Source organism: Streptomyces cyslabdanicus (genome assembly GCF_052663305.1).
In genome coordinates this window covers 23,812-38,833 of sequence record NZ_JBQRUW010000060.1, presented here as the reverse complement: position 1 = coordinate 38,833, position 15,022 = coordinate 23,812, and the positions used below count along the sequence as shown (strand labels likewise).

General features: G+C 68.6%; 11 protein-coding genes. 4 read left to right on the top strand and 7 right to left on the bottom strand.

Features of this window, described 5'->3' with window-relative positions; all coding sequences use genetic code 11:
- Positions 1–226 precede the first annotated feature (226 nt).
- On the top strand, positions 227–1,030 hold the full coding sequence (locus ACTYVM_RS31430) for a VOC family protein (RefSeq protein ID WP_445529230.1): 804 nt from the start codon (positions 227–229) through the stop codon (positions 1,028–1,030).
- A gap of 563 nt (positions 1,031–1,593) precedes the next feature.
- Here ACTYVM_RS31430 and ACTYVM_RS31425 read toward each other — a convergent pair.
- From ACTYVM_RS31425 to ACTYVM_RS31395, 7 genes are all read right to left on the bottom strand, one after another.
- Positions 1,594–2,619 (bottom strand): Gfo/Idh/MocA family protein, encoded by a 1,026-nt coding sequence (locus ACTYVM_RS31425; RefSeq protein WP_445529272.1) that lies wholly within the window; start codon positions 2,617–2,619, stop codon positions 1,594–1,596.
- Positions 2,616–4,013, bottom strand: a complete 1,398-nt coding sequence (locus ACTYVM_RS31420; protein ID WP_445529229.1) for an NDP-hexose 2,3-dehydratase family protein — start codon at positions 4,011–4,013, stop codon at positions 2,616–2,618. The genes ACTYVM_RS31425 and ACTYVM_RS31420 overlap by 4 nt, the downstream gene beginning before the upstream one ends.
- 174 nt (positions 4,014–4,187) lie before the next feature.
- Positions 4,188–5,492, bottom strand: coding sequence for a lipopolysaccharide biosynthesis protein RfbH (gene rfbH, locus ACTYVM_RS31415; RefSeq protein ID WP_445529271.1), 1,305 nt, complete (start codon positions 5,490–5,492; stop codon positions 4,188–4,190).
- A gap of 2 nt (positions 5,493–5,494) precedes the next feature.
- Positions 5,495–6,493: an NAD-dependent epimerase/dehydratase family protein gene (locus ACTYVM_RS31410; RefSeq protein ID WP_445529228.1), complete on the bottom strand. Its 999-nt coding sequence runs from the start codon at positions 6,491–6,493 to the stop codon at positions 5,495–5,497.
- Positions 6,480–7,466, bottom strand: a complete 987-nt coding sequence (rfbB, locus tag ACTYVM_RS31405; protein ID WP_445529227.1) for a dTDP-glucose 4,6-dehydratase — start codon at positions 7,464–7,466, stop codon at positions 6,480–6,482. Before rfbB ends, ACTYVM_RS31410 begins: the two co-directional genes overlap by 14 nt.
- Entirely contained in the window at positions 7,463–8,530 is a 1,068-nt protein-coding gene (locus tag ACTYVM_RS31400) for a glucose-1-phosphate thymidylyltransferase (protein ID WP_445529226.1), read from the bottom strand. Before ACTYVM_RS31400 ends, rfbB begins: the two co-directional genes overlap by 4 nt.
- A gap of 62 nt (positions 8,531–8,592) precedes the next feature.
- Positions 8,593–9,882: a nucleotide disphospho-sugar-binding domain-containing protein gene (locus ACTYVM_RS31395; RefSeq protein WP_445529270.1), complete on the bottom strand. Its 1,290-nt coding sequence runs from the start codon at positions 9,880–9,882 to the stop codon at positions 8,593–8,595.
- 363 nt (positions 9,883–10,245) lie between these two features.
- Here ACTYVM_RS31395 and ACTYVM_RS31390 point away from each other — a divergent pair, with 363 nt between their 5' ends.
- From ACTYVM_RS31390 to ACTYVM_RS31380, 3 genes are all read left to right on the top strand, one after another.
- Positions 10,246–11,226, top strand: a complete 981-nt coding sequence (locus ACTYVM_RS31390; RefSeq protein ID WP_445529225.1) for an AfsA-related hotdog domain-containing protein — start codon at positions 10,246–10,248, stop codon at positions 11,224–11,226.
- Positions 11,227–11,233: 7 nt separating this feature from the next.
- Entirely contained in the window at positions 11,234–13,927 is a 2,694-nt protein-coding gene (locus ACTYVM_RS31385) for an AfsR/SARP family transcriptional regulator (protein ID WP_445529224.1), read from the top strand.
- Positions 13,928–14,229: 302 nt separating this feature from the next.
- Positions 14,230–15,006: a thioesterase II family protein gene (locus tag ACTYVM_RS31380; RefSeq protein WP_445529223.1), complete on the top strand. Its 777-nt coding sequence runs from the start codon at positions 14,230–14,232 to the stop codon at positions 15,004–15,006.
- Positions 15,007–15,022 lie beyond the last annotated feature (16 nt).

The window sequence follows — 15,022 nt, the reverse complement described above, 5'->3', positions numbered from 1 at the left end:
AGGCGTACGGGATCGGACACATGCTGTACAGCCGATCGACATCCTTCGGTAAGCGCGACGAAACAGGCCGGACACCGCACACCGGGCACATTCCGGACGGGACCCGGCCTCGCAGGCACCTCGGGGTGCGCGCCCGCGCGCGCCCGGCACGGGTGACGGAGCGTCGGCAACGGGTCCGGGGAACGGAATCGAGGCGCCCGTCGCAGGGGCCGAGGGGAAGGTGACGATGACCGAGGCACCGGAGCCGGATGTCCCGAACGGCCGGGCACACGCCCGCAACAGACCCGGAACACCCTGCCGGGTAAGCCTGATGGTCCAGGAGATGGCCGCCGCCCAGGCCTTCTACGGGGAGTTCTTCGGCTGGGAGTTCCAGCCCGTACCCCGTCGGCTCGGTCCCGGCGTCCGGGCCCTGCTGGACGGCCGCGAGGTGGGAGGTATCGGACAACTTCCGCCCGGCGAGCATCTGTCGGTGGCGTGGACGCCGTATCTCGCCTCGGACGACGTGGACCTGACGGCTGAGCAGGTACGGCTGTGCGGCGGCACGATCGGGGTGGGCCCGCTGGACGGGGGCGGCAACGGGCGGCTGGCGATCGGCTCCGACCCGTGGGGCGCGGTCTTCGGCCTGTGGCAGGCCGAGGCGCATCCCGGCGCGGAGCTCGCCGGGGTGCCCGGCACACCGGTGTGGCACAAACTGCTGACCTACGAGACCGCGGGCGCCGCCACGTTCTACACCAGGCTGTTCGCCTACGACCCAAAGCCGCACGGCTCCGCCGACGCCGACCGGGTGGCCCTGCACCTCGACGGCCGTCCGGTCGCCGGAGTGCACGGGGTGGGCCGGGCCCTACCACGCGACCGGGGCCCGCACTGGATGACGTACTTCGAGGTCGCCGACACCGACGAGGCGACCGAACGTCTCGTCGCCCTGGGCGGGCGCGTCCTCACCCCCGCCCGGGACACCACCCACGGCCGCGTGACCACCGTGGCGGATCCCGAGGGGGCCCGGTTCGCCCTGATCCGGAGGGCACGTTGATTCCAGGCAAACCGTGTTGACGACAGGCGTCACTCAGGAGGTTGATGCCGGCAGGGCATCCCGTGACCACGCCGCGACACAGGCCTCGGCAGCCGTCACGCTTCGCCGCGGCGGGTGAGATGGCCGGAAACCGACCCTGTCCTGGTGGATGCCGTGGCCGAACCTCCCCTGGACGGCGTTCGTCATGGGTGGGACGGCGGTCGGACCGTCGCCTCGTTTCGGACAGCGAGCCCGTATCGGTGCCAGGGGCGACGCGGTAGGGCCCCGTCCATCGCTTTGCGGACAGGGCCAGGTGGGGTTGGCGAGTTGGGAAAAGACGATCTCGGTCAGGGATTGACTGCGGCCCGCTCGCCGTCGGTGAGGGGCGGCTCGGACAGGAACGGCCGCTTCGGCCCGAGCAGCATCGGGGGCGAGTATGTCCGAGGAGAACAAGCGGGTGGCCCGCTTCTCCACAAGCAATCCCGCTCCGATCGCTCAGCACCGGCGGCTCGCGCTGCTGCGACAGCTCCTGTCCACGACGACGTGCCGCTCCAGGACCGCGTCGCCGCGGTGCTCGTCCTTCTCTACGCGCAGCCGCTCACCCGAATCGCCCGACCCGGCACTGACAACGTCCCGACACGTCTGCTGCGCGAGGCAAGTCGGCTTATCCTACTGAGAAGTTCTGACTGCCGCAGTGTGTCGCCGACATCTGGGCGGGTTCCAGCGCGCACCGCAGCGACGAAGGTCGCCACGGTGGCCGCCACCTGATCGTGCGGCTCAAGCCGGATCTCCTCGGCCTTCGCGCCGCGGTGGAGGCCGATCACGGGGACATCGCCGGCGGGCGGGGTGAACGCCCGGTCGACGGTAATGCCGCCCTCGCTTCCCCGCAGCTCGTAAGATGAGCGGTAGGTGTGCTCCATGCCGAAGGTGATCTGGGCCGTGACGCTGCCGGGAGTACTCAGCAACGCAGCGCCGGAGGTTTCGACCTGCCGTCCGGCACCCTGGACGAGGCAAGCGCCGATGACGTCGAGTTCGGGGCCCAGGAAGTGCAGTGCGGCCCGGAGGGGATAGACCCCGACGTCCGCCAACGCCCCACCGCCGAGGTTCGCATTGTACCTGATGTCACTGTCCGCAAGCGGGGGAATGGTGAACGCCGCGTGGAATGAGCGCAGTTCACCTATCGCGCCGTCTGCGACCATGCGCTGTACGACCCTGTGCCGGTGATGATGGACGAACATGATGTTCTCCATGAGCACCAGGTCACGAGAGGCGGCGAGTTCGAGTAGGTCCCTGGTGCGGTCGTAGTGGGTGGTCACGGGCTTCTCGGCGAGAACGTGTCTGCCCGTATGCAGGGTCGCCTCGATCCACCGGGCGTGCAGGGCCGCGGGGAGCGGCACATAGACGGCCTGGATGTCGTCCAGTTCCAGGAGCTCGCCGTATCCGTGGATGGCACGGCAGCCGAAGCGCTCCGCGACCTGCCGCGCCTTGGCCAGGTCACGGCTGGCCACTGCCGCAATCTCGATGTCGGGACAGGAGGCGAAGGCGGGAAGCATGCGGCGTACCGCTATATCCGCGCATCCGATCACCCCCACACGGAGGGGGCCGGTCATCGGGTGCTGGTCTTCATTGCGTTGAGACAAGCAAGCATGGTGCGCGCCTGGACGTTGAGGTAGTGGCTGTGCTGGACCAGGGACGTGAGTTGCGCGGGGGTGACCCAGGCGTAGCCAGGCGGAGGGTCCAGCGGAGCGTCTGCCTCGTCTGCCTCGACGACGAGACAGCGGCTCTCGGCGTTGAGGAAGCGGCCGCCTTCCTCTGCATGCACGACGTCGTAGCGGATGCGGTCGGCACCGGCACGAAGCACCGAGTCCGCGAACAGGGGGTGCTCCTTCTCGTGCACGTGGGCGTAGTTGTGCGGCGTGTACTGCACGGTCGGTCCCAGCTCGATGGTGTCGAGGAGTCCGGGTTCGATCCGGGCATGCACCAGCACATGTGGGATACCACCGAAATCGCGCGTGAGGAAGGCGATGATGCCCGAGCCGACCGGCTCGAACAGGGGCTGGGTCCAGCCCGCCACCTCACGGTTCTCTGCCTGTGCGGACACGGCCACGACATTGAAGTAGCTGCCCGTTTCGTGTTCGATCACACTGTCGTGGCGCTTCCAGTCGGGAAGGAGGTCCAGCGGGACCCGCTCGGTTCGCACACAGTGCCGTGTGCGCTCACCTGTGATCCATGAGAGCAGTTCGGTGTCGGAGAGCAGGGCGTCGCCCGACGCGTCCCCGACAGGCAGGCAGGACAGCACCGTACGCGAGTCCATGTTGACCACATTGTCCCGGTGTAGCAGCTCGTTGATCTGACCGAGAGTAAGCCAGCAGAAGTCGTCCAGCAGCGGCACGTCGCCCACTGCCTCCACAACCATGTTGCGGTTGGACTTGCGGAAGAACCACGAGCCGTGCTCGGACTGGCGCACGTCCGCGACAATCCGGCCGCGGTTCGGCCCGACGAAGTACTCGATGTACTTGACGTCCCCGCCCTTGTGGGCCTTGGTGTAGTTGCTGCGGGTCGCCTGGACCGTGGGCGAGAGCTGGAGCAGGTTCGGATTGCCCGGCTCCATCTTCGCCTGCATCAGAAAGTGCAGCACCCCGTCGAACTCCTTGACGAGAATACCGAGGATGCCCACCTCGGACTGTCTCATGATGGGCTGGTACCAGTCGTTGTACGGACCGTCGCCATGCGGTTGCCCGTCCTCCGTGAAGTGCAGGCCCTCGATGGTGAAGAACCGGCCGCTGTGGTGCACCAGGTTCCCGGTGTGTTCCTGGAACGACCAACCGTCCATTTCCGCGAACGGTATTCGGTCCACCCGGAAGGTGTTGGCCTTGCGCCGTTCGGCAAGCCAGTCATCGAAACGCTCGGTGCCCAGCTGTACACCTTGAGTGATTGCGGCCGACATGGCGATGCGTGCCGACAGGCTCTGGATCTCACGCGCCTGGAGAACGTGGGACGGCATCGGAGTAACTCCCCTGCCTTTCTGGTGATGTGGATGCGGCCGTGTCGCGCATGTCACGCCGCGTCGAGGCGGCCGAGTGGATCGGCAGTCGCCGACTTGTGGCCGCGTGCTGGTGCGCGACCTCGTACAGCAGCGCCCCGGCCTCTTCCGGAAGCGGGTTCGGCCGGCGGACTCTCAGCCATGCCGGGCCACAAACTCCTTGATCGTGGCGACCACGTAGTCCAGCATCTCGTCCGTGAGCCCCGGGTAGACACCGATCCAGAAGGTGTGCTCGGTGATGATGTCGCTGTTGGTGAGGTCGCCGACGACGCGGTGCGGTTGGCCGATGTACGCGGGCTGGCGCGTGAGGTTGCCGGAGAACAGCCGCCGGGTTCCGATCTTGCATTCCTCCAAGTGCGCGACCAGTTCGGCGCGCGTGTAGCGGGCCTCGGGTTCGACGGTGATGACGAAGCCGAACCAGCTCGGATCGGACCGTCGGGTCGGCTCGGGGAGCAACAGGCCCGGCAGGCCGTCCAGCCCCTCGCGCAGCCGCCGCCAGTTGTGCCGTCGCGCCTCGATGAAGCTGTCGACCTTGGCGAGCTGCGTCAGGCCCAGCGCCGCCTGGATGTCGGTTCCCTTCAGGTTGTAACCCACGTGGGAGAAAATGTATTTGTGGTCGTACCCGGCGGGAAGGTTGCCCATCTGGTACTCGAACCGTTTGAAGCAGGTGTTGTTCTTACCGGGTTCGCACCAGCAGTCCCGCCCCCAGTCGCGCAGCGATTCCACGACGCGGGCCAGGCGGAGGTCGGAGGTGAGGACGCAACCGCCCTCACCCATGGTGAGGTGGTGCGCGGGGTAGAAGCTGACGGTGCTCATGTCGCCGAAGGTGCCGGTGATCCGACCGTCGTAGGTGGAGCCGACCGCGTCGCAGTTGTCTTCGACGAAGAAAAGGTCGTGGTCCTTGGCGAGCTGGGCCACCTCGGCCACCTCGAAGGGGTTGCCGAGCGCATGAGCGATAATGATCGCCCGCGTCTTGGGTCCGATCGCCTGCGCCACCCGGTCGGCTGTGGTGTTGTATGTTGGCAGGTCCACGTCCACAAAGACGGGTATGAGCCCGTTCTGCAGGATCGGGTTGACGGTGGTGGGAAACCCCGCCGCGACAGTGACCACCTCGTCCCCCGGTTTCAGCCGCCTGTCACCGAGCGTGTGCGAAGTGAGAGCCGAGACAGCAAGGAGGTTCGCCGACGAACCCGAGTTCGTCAGATGGGCCTTTCGTCGCTTCAGGAGCTTGGCGAAGTCGGATTCGAACTTCCTGGAACTGGGTCCGGCGGCGATGCGCATGGTCAGTGCGGCCTCGACGATGGCGACCCGGTCCTCTTCATCCAGGACCGCGCCGGACGGCCAGATCTCGGTCACGCCGGGCTCGAACCGGACCTCTGGTGCGGTCTCCTGGTGGTACCTGCGGACCGCGTCCAGCACCATTTCCTTGTTGTCGCTCATCGTCATTCCCTTCCATTGGCCGGCACCGGCACTGTGGCCGCGAGCAGGTTCCGCAGCGAGGCATCGAGGGCGCGCCGCGGCTTCCACCCCAGGAGTCGCATCGCTCGTGAGATGTCCAGTTGCTGCCACTGCGCGGCAGAGCGTGGCGACTGGTCAGGAACGGCCTCGACGACCGGGATGTTCACGCCGCTGAGTTCGACCATGCGGTCGATCAGCACACGCATCGAGACCGCTTCGCCGCCACCGATATTGATCACCTGGCCGCTGACGTCCGTTCTTGGTGCAGTGGCAGCGGTCCGTACGGCGTCGACAACGTCGTCCACATCCACGACGTCGCGGTGTACGCGCAGCGGCGGGAGTCTGAGCTCTTGGGGCTTCTCGCTCAGGGACCGGGCACGGGCGGCCTCGCCGAGGTGCGCGGCGACCATGCCGAAGAGGCTACGGGCCGGCACCACGGCACCGATCACATTGGCGAGGCGCAGCACCACACCGTCCACGCCGTGGTCCGCCGCGGCCCGTAGCACGACCCGGGTGCCGACGAGTTTGGTGCGCCCGTACGGTGTGACGGGATCAGGCTCGTGCTCCTCGGAGAGGCCGACGCCCGGTATACCGGCGCCGTACTCGTGGACGCTGCCGAGCTGGATCAGCCGTGGCGGACGTGGCAGGCCGCCAAGTGACTCCAGGACACGGACGACCAGCTCTGCGTTGCTCGCGGTCATCTGGGCCTCGTCGCCGTCCCAGACCCGGCCGGCGGCGTTGACGATCACATCAGGCCGCAAAGACCCGAAGAACCCGGTGAGTTCCCGTGGGCCGGTGGCCAGCAGGTCCATGGGGACGAAGCGCGGGTCCCCCGGGCCGTCCGGTGCCGGGCTCCGGGACACCAGGTGCACCACGGAACCGTCGGCGGAGAACGCCTCTCCGATACAGCGGCCCAGGTACCCGGTGCCCCCGAGCACCGCGACACGAAGCCCGGCGGCTCCGCCGTTGTCAGACGCCCGCACCCTCAGCCCCGTACTTGACGGCCTTCCACCAGCCGGGATTGTCGCGGTACCACTCCACTGTGGCGGCCAGGCCCTCCTCGAATCCGGTCCACGGCTCGTAGCCCAATTCTTCACGGATCTTGGAATCATCGATGGAGTACCGCAGGTCGTGTGCCTCGCGGTCGGCGACGTGGCGGATCATCTCCTGCCCCGAGCCGGTCAGTTCGAGCAGACGCTCGGTGATGGCGCGGTTGGTCCGGTCGTTGCCGCCGCCGATGTTGTAGATCTCGCCGGCCCGGCCGCTTTGGAGCACGAGATGGATACCGCGACAGTGGTCGTCCACGTGCAGCCACTCGCGGATATTGCGTCCGTTGCCGTACAGCGGCACCTGCTTCCCCTCGAGCAGGTTGGTGACGAACAGCGGGATGAGCTTCTCGGGGTGCTGGTACGGCCCGTAGTTGTTGGAGCAGCGCGTGACGGAGAGGTTCACTCGGTGTGTGCGCCAGTAGGCGCGGGCCACCAGGTCGGAACAGGCCTTGGAGGCCGCGTAGGGACTGTTGGGCAGCAGCGGACTGCCCTCGGTCCAGGAGCCCTCGTCCATCGAGCCGTACACCTCGTCAGTGGAGACGTGCACAACCCGCTGGACACCGCTGGCCGGCATGGCGTCGAGCAACGTCTGGGTGCCCAGGACATTGGTGCGGTAGAACTCTCCTGCGTCGGCCAGCGAGCGGTCCACGTGGGACTCCGCCGCGAAGTGCACCACGGCGTCGTGTCCGGGCAGCAGTTCGTGCAGCAGCCCCCCGTCGCAGATGTCGCCCCGGACAAACTCCAGGCGCGGGTGCGAGGCCGGCAGGTTGTCGCGGTTACCCGCGTAGGTCAGCTTGTCCAGGACGGTGACCTGGGCGTCCTCGTACCCCTTGTAGTTGTTCGCGAGGAGGTTGCGGACGAAATTGGAGCCGATGAAACCGGCTCCACCGGTGACGAGGATCTTCATGCCGCGACTTCCACTTGGGTGTGGTCTCCGACGACCAGTCGGTAACGGTCCGCGCTCTGACTTGTGATGCCGACGGAGGCGGAGCGACCGACGACTGAACTGTGCAGGCCCTGGACGCCGGTGACCGACGCCCCGTCCAGGACTATGGAGTGCTCCAGTCGGCTTCCGATGACCGCGCAGCCGCGCCCCACGGACGTGTGCGGGCCGATGTGACTGTCCTTCACCAGCGTGCCCGCACCGATGATCGCCGGTCCCTTGATGCGGGAGCGCACGATGCGTGCCCCTTCCTCCACGACGACCGGCCCCACCAGCACGCTGACGTCGTCGACTTCTCCGTCCATGGAGGACCGGAGGCCGTCCAGGATGCGCTCGTTGCACGCGAGAACGTCCCCGACCTTCCCGGTGTCCTTCCAGTACCCCTCGTACCGGCTTGCCCGTACGTCGGCGCCCGCCGACACCAGCCACTGGATCGCATCGGTGATCTCCAACTCACCGCGGCCACTGGGCCTGATGGCCGCGATCGCCTCGTGGATGGCCGCGGTGAAGAAATACACGCCGATCAAGGCCAGGTCGCTGCGCGGTTGCTGCGGTTTCTCCACCAGGCGCAGCACCTCACCGCCGGGCCCCAGCTCAGCCACGCCGAAGGCGCGCGGGTCCGCGACCTTGCACACCACAACGTGGGCTGCCGAGCGGCCTACGGCGAACTCCTCGGCGATATCCGCGATTCCGTCGGGCAGCATGTTGTCGCCCAGGTACATCACGAAGTCGTCGTCACCAAGGAAATCCCGGGCGATGGAGACGGTGTGGGCAAGGCCGAGGGGAGCCTCCTGCCGGATATAGGTCAGACGCGCTCCGAATCGCGATCCGTCCCCGAGTGCCTGTTGGATCTCGTTGACGCGGTCACCGACGATGATACCGATCTCGGTCACGCCCAGGTCCAGAATGTTCCTCACGACGTATTCCAGGACCGGCGTGTTCGCTATGGGGATGAGCTGTTTGGGCATCGAGTAGCTGAAAGGCCGAAGACGGGTGCCCGATCCGCCGGCCAGCACCAGAGCTCTCATGGAGGTCCTCTCAATTCGTGTGTGGTGATGCCGCTTCGATCCGGCGCGCGGCTCGCGGCCGCTCAGCCGCGATGCTCCGCGGTCAGCCTCTCCAGGACCGGAAGCACGTCCTTCGGTGCCGGGGCAGCCAGCATGTCCTCGTACAGGCTGCGGGCCCCAATCTGGAAGGACGGTTCCGATATCAGCCGGAGCAGGTCTTTCCGCATGCTGTCGACGTCGATCGCCGCGGGGTCGGCGACCAGTCCCGCGCCCCGGCGGCGGACGTACTGCGCCACGACCTTCTCGTCCCACAACGGGAGCGGTACGACCAACTGCGGTACTTGAAACGCCACCGAGGCACCGAAGGTACCCGCGCCACCGTGGTGGATGATGGCCGAGCTGGTGGGAAGTATCTGATTGAGCGGTACGTACTCGAAGGCACGGATGTTGTCCGGGAGCGTGCCCATGGTGGCCAACTGGTCACTGTTCAGCGTCGCGACGATCTCTAGGTCCAGGTCGGAGACAGAGTCAAAGAACTCCCGCAACGGGAAGCCGTTCGGCTGACCAGCGATGAGTCGGCGGCTCTGGCCGAGTGTGAACACCACACGGGACCGCTCGGGCCGGTGGTGCAGCCACTCCGGAAGCCTGCTGCCGCCGTTGTACGGGATCCGGCGGACCGGTACGTACGGCAGGTCCACCAGGTAGCTCATGCGCGCCGGATTCAGGTCCAGGGTCCACTGACCGACCAGCGTCTCCTCAGTGAAGTCGAGACCATACCGCTCCAGTACCGGTCCCAGCCACGGCATCCACGGGTCCTCCGTCAGGCCGGAGGACGGATCTGCCAGCTCCTGCCGCGTCTTGGAACGGACCAGACCGACGTTGTCCATGCCGAACAGAAGACGGGCGTGGGCGGCGCCGCAGGTGCGTGCGGCCACCGCCCCAGTCGGCGCCAGTGGGTCCCACAGCACCAGGTCCGGGCGCCAGTCCCGGGCGAATTCCACCAGCGTGTCCAGGACCGGCCGACGTCCGCCGCTCACCGACTCTGGCGGATAATACGCGTTGAGCAGGCCAACCAGCATGGCCCGGGACGCGCACCAGGCGTTCTCGTCATCCGGGTCGATCGCCGCCGTGCCCCGGCTGGGCCTGCCCGCAGCGGCGATGAGGGGCGCCAGCGAGGCGGTGAGTTCCTCCTTGCCGCCCAGTGACACTGCGGTGAGGCCTGCTGAGGCGATGTTCGCAATTACGTTCGGGTCGATCACACACTCAGGGCTAGCCACCACGACCTCGTGGCCGGCACTCTGCAGCGCCCATGCCAGGGGGACGACTGGATATACATGTGACGATGCCGGAAAGACGGTAAAGAGAATGCGCATCGCTGACCCCTTGAGACTGCCCGCACGACGGCGGCGGCTACCGTTCCCCAGTAGCGTGCGGGCTGGCTCTAAAGAGCCGCTTGCGCAGACGAGGCAGCCGTAAGTTGCGATCACGCCGCCCCACCATCGCAGCCCTGCACCCCAACCGGTCACTCCCCAACCAGGCGCAACACACCGGAACTTGCAACCGCCCTGCTCTCCCAGAGGAACAAGACCAGTTGATGGCCGAGATCCTCGTGTTTCCTTGCAGCCGCACCCATGAATGCGTCATGGCCAAGGCATGAGTTGCTTCCTTTCCGGAAACCGGCCGGTGCGCGAGACTCGTGGTCTCCCAGGATCCAGCACACGCCGCGGAGGAACGTTATGAACCGCTCGGCCACACACATCCCTTCCTTCCCCGGCCCTCAGCATCTCGTGCACAAGCCGGACAGTCCCGAGGCGTACCTGCTCGGCACGAACGCACCGGTCCGCCAGCACTTCGCCTTCGCTGCCGAGCTGCCCTCCGCGCGGTCGGCGCCCGACGAACCGACGCCGCGCTTCCACGATCTACTCTTCCCCGTCGAGGCGCTGCGCCGGACCGCGCTGTTCGCTGCTCGCCAGTACTTCCGGGTGCCGGACAAGCGCGTCACCGCGATGTCCACCGCGACGGCCCAGATCACCGATGTCGAGCCATGGCGGCACACCGAAGAGCTCGCCCATCTCGCACTCGACCTGGAGCTCATCCCCATCGACGTTGTCACCGGCGTTCCGCGGGGGCTCGGGTGCCGGGCCACCGTGGCGATCGACGGGCAGACCTGCGGTACCGCGCAGGGGCGGCTCGTCTTCCTCACCCCCGGAGTGCACCGCGCCCATCGCGCGGCCGGACGGCGGCAGAGCGAGCAGAGCACGGCCGGGCTGCCTGCGGGTGTGACCTCGGCCGACAGCCCGGCCCCCGAACAGGTGGGGCAGCCGGCCGCACATCTCGTCTGCGTCGGACTGCCCGTGCGGGACAAGGACGGCGGACTGATCATGCCCGTGGACACAGCGGCTGCCGGGGCCCTGGTGCCCGACGACACGTCAGATGACGTACCCGCCGCCCTCTACCTGGAGGTCTCCCGACAGGCCGCGCTCTTCGCCGCCGCCGAACTCCACGGCTTCCTGCCCAAGCACAGCCTGATCACCCGTTGGCGCGCTGCGTTCCGCGGATACGCCGAACCGGACCTCCCGCTGCACTGCGATGTGCAGGCGAAGGGCCAAACGGTGCGGGACGTGGCGGGCCGGCCGCAGGCCCGGTTCCATCTGTCGTTCCTGCAGGGCGCGCGCGAAGTGGCGCAGGTGGCCGTGACCGTCCTGCAGGATTGCTGAGTCCACTATGCGATTCCGTGTCCTCGGCCCGATCCGGATGGCCCCGGTCACCCCGTCCGCGGCCAAGCCGCGGGCCGTGCTCGCCACACTGCTGACCCAGGCGAACAGCATCGTGTCGACCCACACCCTGATAGACGAACTGTGGGGCACCGAGCCGCCGCGCACCGCCACGACCACGCTGCAGGTCTACGTCTCCCAACTGCGCAAAGACCTCCTGAGCGGCGCCCCCGACGGAAAGCAGCCGCTGCTGACCAGACCACCCGGCTACCTCCTCCAGGTGGGCCAGGACGACCTCGACCTGTTGGTCTTCGAAGCCCTGCGCGAACACGGCCGAGCCGCCCATGCCCGTAAGGAGTACGCCGAGGCGTCCGCCGTGCTCAGCCGCGCCCTGGCCCTGTGGACCGGTCCTGCGCTGTCCGGCATCGCGCACGGCTCGGCCCTGGAGAGCTCCGCGATCCGGCTCGACGAGTTGCGCACGGAGGTCCTGGAACAGCGCATCGGCGCCGATCTGTACCTGGGCAGGCACCAGGAGCTCATCGGCGAACTGCGGTCCCTCGTCCACGACCAGCCGCTGCGCGAGACCCTGCACTGCCATCTGATGGTGGCGCTGTACCGCTCGGGCCGGCAGTCGGACGCGCTGAAGGTCTACCGCCAGGCACGACTCGCGCTCGTCTCCGAACTCGGGGTCGAGCCCGGTCCGGTGATGAGTCGGCTGCACAAACGGATCCTCGCTGGTGACCCGCGGCTGGCCTGGGCGGGTGACGAGCAGCGGACGACGGCCGTGCGTCCCGCCGCGCCCCAGGACACACCGACGCTGCTGCCGCCTCTGATTCCCGACTTCACGGGCCGCAGCGCCCAACTCTCAGTGGGGCGGCGCTTCCTGGACGCGGCCGGTACCACGGCGGAACGGATCCTCGCGGTGTCCGGACGCCCAGGTGTCGGCAAAACTGTGCTGGTCACGCGGCTCGCGCACGAAGCAGACGAGCACTTCCCCGACGGGCGTGTTTTCCTCCGGCTTCGCAACGCGAGCGGAAAGCCACTCGCCCCGCAGGACGTGGTGGGCGCGCTGTTGCAGCGGCTGAACGACGGTGCTCCCACCTCCGACGGCACTGGGCACGACGCCCTCGGCGATGTGCCGCCGGAGAACCTGCTGCGCAAACGGACGGCGGGCCGCAAGATGCTCTTCGTACTGGACGACGCCGTCTCCGAGGCACAGATGCGATCCGTGCTCTCTGCTCTGCCGGACAGCACCGTGGTTCTGACGAGTCGGCACCCGCTCAGCGCGATCGGCGAGGCCCGGCATGTAGTGCTCGACGTGTTCGACGCGGCAGAGGCACGCGCCTTTCTGCTGCGCTGCGGCGGCGCGCGGATACAGGCGGGGCAGGACGCCTGCGCCGAGATCGCCCGACTGTGCGGGCATCTGCCGCTGGCGCTCCGGATCGCCGCCGCCGGCCTCGCCTCCCGCCCGCACTGGACCGCGCGGGACGTGGTCCGCCGACTCGCCGACGACCGGACCCGGCTCAGCGCCCTCACTCTCGGCGACCTCGACGTCCGCAGCAGCCTGCTCGCTGCCTACGAGGAGATGGGTGCGCCGGAGCGCCACGCCTTCCGACTGCTCGGCCTCGCCCCGCAGCCGACCTTCGCCCCGTGGTCCGCGGTCGCCCTGCTCGGCACGAACATGCCGGGGGCCGAACAGAGCGTGGAGGAGCTGGTCCGCGCCCAACTCCTGGAGGCCCGCACCGCCGCAGGACGGTCGGCGCGGACCCGCTACGGATTCCATCCGCTCCTGCGGTCGCTTTCACTCGAACTCCTCGGCAACGGCTCGCCAAAGGCGACCGAGCGGCTCTGCCAAGCCTGCACGGTCCTGGCCAGGACCGCGGACGCCCTGCTCACGCCCGGTCGCGACCTGCGCGTGCACGCGGTGGCGACGCCGACCGGCATCGACCCGGCGCCGCTGGTGGGCCCGGCGCCGCTGCTGTGGTTCCAGGACGAGGCCAAGGGGATCCTCGAGATCGTGCGGCAGGCGCACGCGGTAGAGCTGTGGCAACTGTGTGTCTCGATCGCCTCCGCGGCCACGGGTTTCTATGAGGCGACGGCCCGTTGGGAGGAGTGGGAGCAGAGCCACCGTCTCGCCCTGGAGGCCGCGCGGCGGTCAACCGACGAACACGGTGAGGCCGTGGTGGTGTTGGCACTGGCCGACCTCGACTGGCAGCGCCACTGCTTGCGCGCGGCCGTCGACCGTTACCGGAACGCCCGGCGGCTGTTCACCCGGCACGGCGACCGTGCCGGCGAGGCCCGCTGTCTGTGCGGTGAGGCGGACGTTGCCCTGAGCCTGGGACTGCTGGACCACGCGGAACGGCGATACTCGGGCGCGCTCTCAGCCGCCCGCACGGCCGCGGACGCCCGCGCCACCGCGCACGCGCTGCGCGGCCTCGCGCTGACCGCACAAGCGCAGGGCCGCGACGCCGAGGCGCGGCACTACCTCGCCGACTGCTCAGCGGCGGCGCGGGAGACGGGCGACCGGCGCTGGCAGGAGCACACGGTCCGGCTCACCGAGGCCGGTGGCGCACTGCCCGACGCGCGGCACCCCGCATTCGCGGCGGGCGGGCACCTGGAGATGCGTCCCGGCGTCTGGCTGGTGCCCGCGGATCTCCGCCAGGACGAGGAAGATGGCCATGACCTTGCCGTCGGCCGACGCTGACGCATCCGTCGACCCTGCCGCTCCACCGGGTGGCACCCCCGTCGGCCTTCAGCAGCGTTTGTCAGCCATCATCGGCCTCAGTTGGTTTGGTCGTCCTTTAGCCGCCTTTGGCATGCTGCTCTCTGTGTCGGCCGGGGTCCGCCCCGCCAGTGAGGGCGACGTCCTCCCGGTCGGGTGTGCTCCCCTCCCGTGCCGCTTCCGCGACACCGGCCGGGCCGCGCCCCTCCGGTCGTCCGTCGGATCCACCGCGTGGCGGATCCTGCCGACGCACCGACGCCGGACTGACCCCGAGGCGGAGCAACATGACACGATACCTGTCCCGGAGCAGCATCGACGAGTGCCTGAGCTCGGACGTACGGCTGTTCTGCTTTCCGTACGCGGGCGGCGGCGCCTCGGCGTACGGCCGCTGGCAGCGCACCCTGGACGCCCATGGCGCACACATACGGGTCCTGCCCGTACAGCTCCCCGGCCGCGAGGGCCGGATCGACGAGCCGCGCTTCACGGATCTCAGCACGCTGATCGACGACATGGACGCGGAGCTCGACGAGGAGCTGGAGCGTCCGCACCTCTTCTACGGGCACAGCATGGGCGCGCTGATCGCCTACTCGCTGGCCTGGCGGCGCCAGCAGCGGAGCGCCCCGCTGCCGCTCGCCGTCGTCCTCAGCGCCTACCGGGCGCCCCATCTGCCTGCTCCCCAGATCGCCCGTCCGGAGGCCAGCGACGAGGAGCTGATCGAGAGTCTCGCCGCGCTCGGCGGGATTCCCCAAGTCCTCCTTTCTCACCCCGACTTCCTCTCCGCGCTGCTGCCCGTGGCCCGTGATGACCTGATGCTGTGCACGGGGTCCCCAGTGGCGCCGACGTCGGCGCCACTGCGCGTTCCGCTGCATCTCTTCGCGGGGCGCCGGGACCGGCTGGTGTCGGTGCCCGAGGTGGTGTCGTGGCGCAAGCACGCGGGGCGCGGCTGCGAGGTGCGCACCATGCCGGGCGGGCACTTCTTCGTCCGGGCGCACGAGGACTCCTTCCTGCGTGAACTGGCCTTGCTGTCACGCCGCTACGCGGAGGTCCCGGTCGCCGCGTGAGCCCCCGGGGCCCCGG

Excerpts from the sequence above, each read along its gene's own strand:
- ACTYVM_RS31430 (WP_445529230.1), top strand. The coding sequence starts at position 227 with ATGACCGAGGCACCGGAGCCGGATGTCCCGAACGGCCGGGCACACGCC.
- ACTYVM_RS31425 (WP_445529272.1), bottom strand. The coding sequence starts at position 2,619 with ATGACCGGCCCCCTCCGTGTGGGGGTGATCGGATGCGCGGATATAGCG.
- ACTYVM_RS31420 (WP_445529229.1), bottom strand. The coding sequence starts at position 4,013 with ATGCCGTCCCACGTTCTCCAGGCGCGTGAGATCCAGAGCCTGTCGGCA.
- rfbH (WP_445529271.1), bottom strand. The coding sequence starts at position 5,492 with ATGAGCGACAACAAGGAAATGGTGCTGGACGCGGTCCGCAGGTACCAC.
- rfbB (WP_445529227.1), bottom strand. The coding sequence starts at position 7,466 with ATGAAGATCCTCGTCACCGGTGGAGCCGGTTTCATCGGCTCCAATTTC.
- ACTYVM_RS31400 (WP_445529226.1), bottom strand. The coding sequence starts at position 8,530 with ATGAGAGCTCTGGTGCTGGCCGGCGGATCGGGCACCCGTCTTCGGCCT.
- ACTYVM_RS31395 (WP_445529270.1), bottom strand. The coding sequence starts at position 9,882 with ATGCGCATTCTCTTTACCGTCTTTCCGGCATCGTCACATGTATATCCA.
- ACTYVM_RS31390 (WP_445529225.1), top strand. The coding sequence starts at position 10,246 with ATGAACCGCTCGGCCACACACATCCCTTCCTTCCCCGGCCCTCAGCAT.
- ACTYVM_RS31385 (WP_445529224.1), top strand. The coding sequence starts at position 11,234 with ATGCGATTCCGTGTCCTCGGCCCGATCCGGATGGCCCCGGTCACCCCG.
- ACTYVM_RS31380 (WP_445529223.1), top strand. The coding sequence starts at position 14,230 with ATGACACGATACCTGTCCCGGAGCAGCATCGACGAGTGCCTGAGCTCG.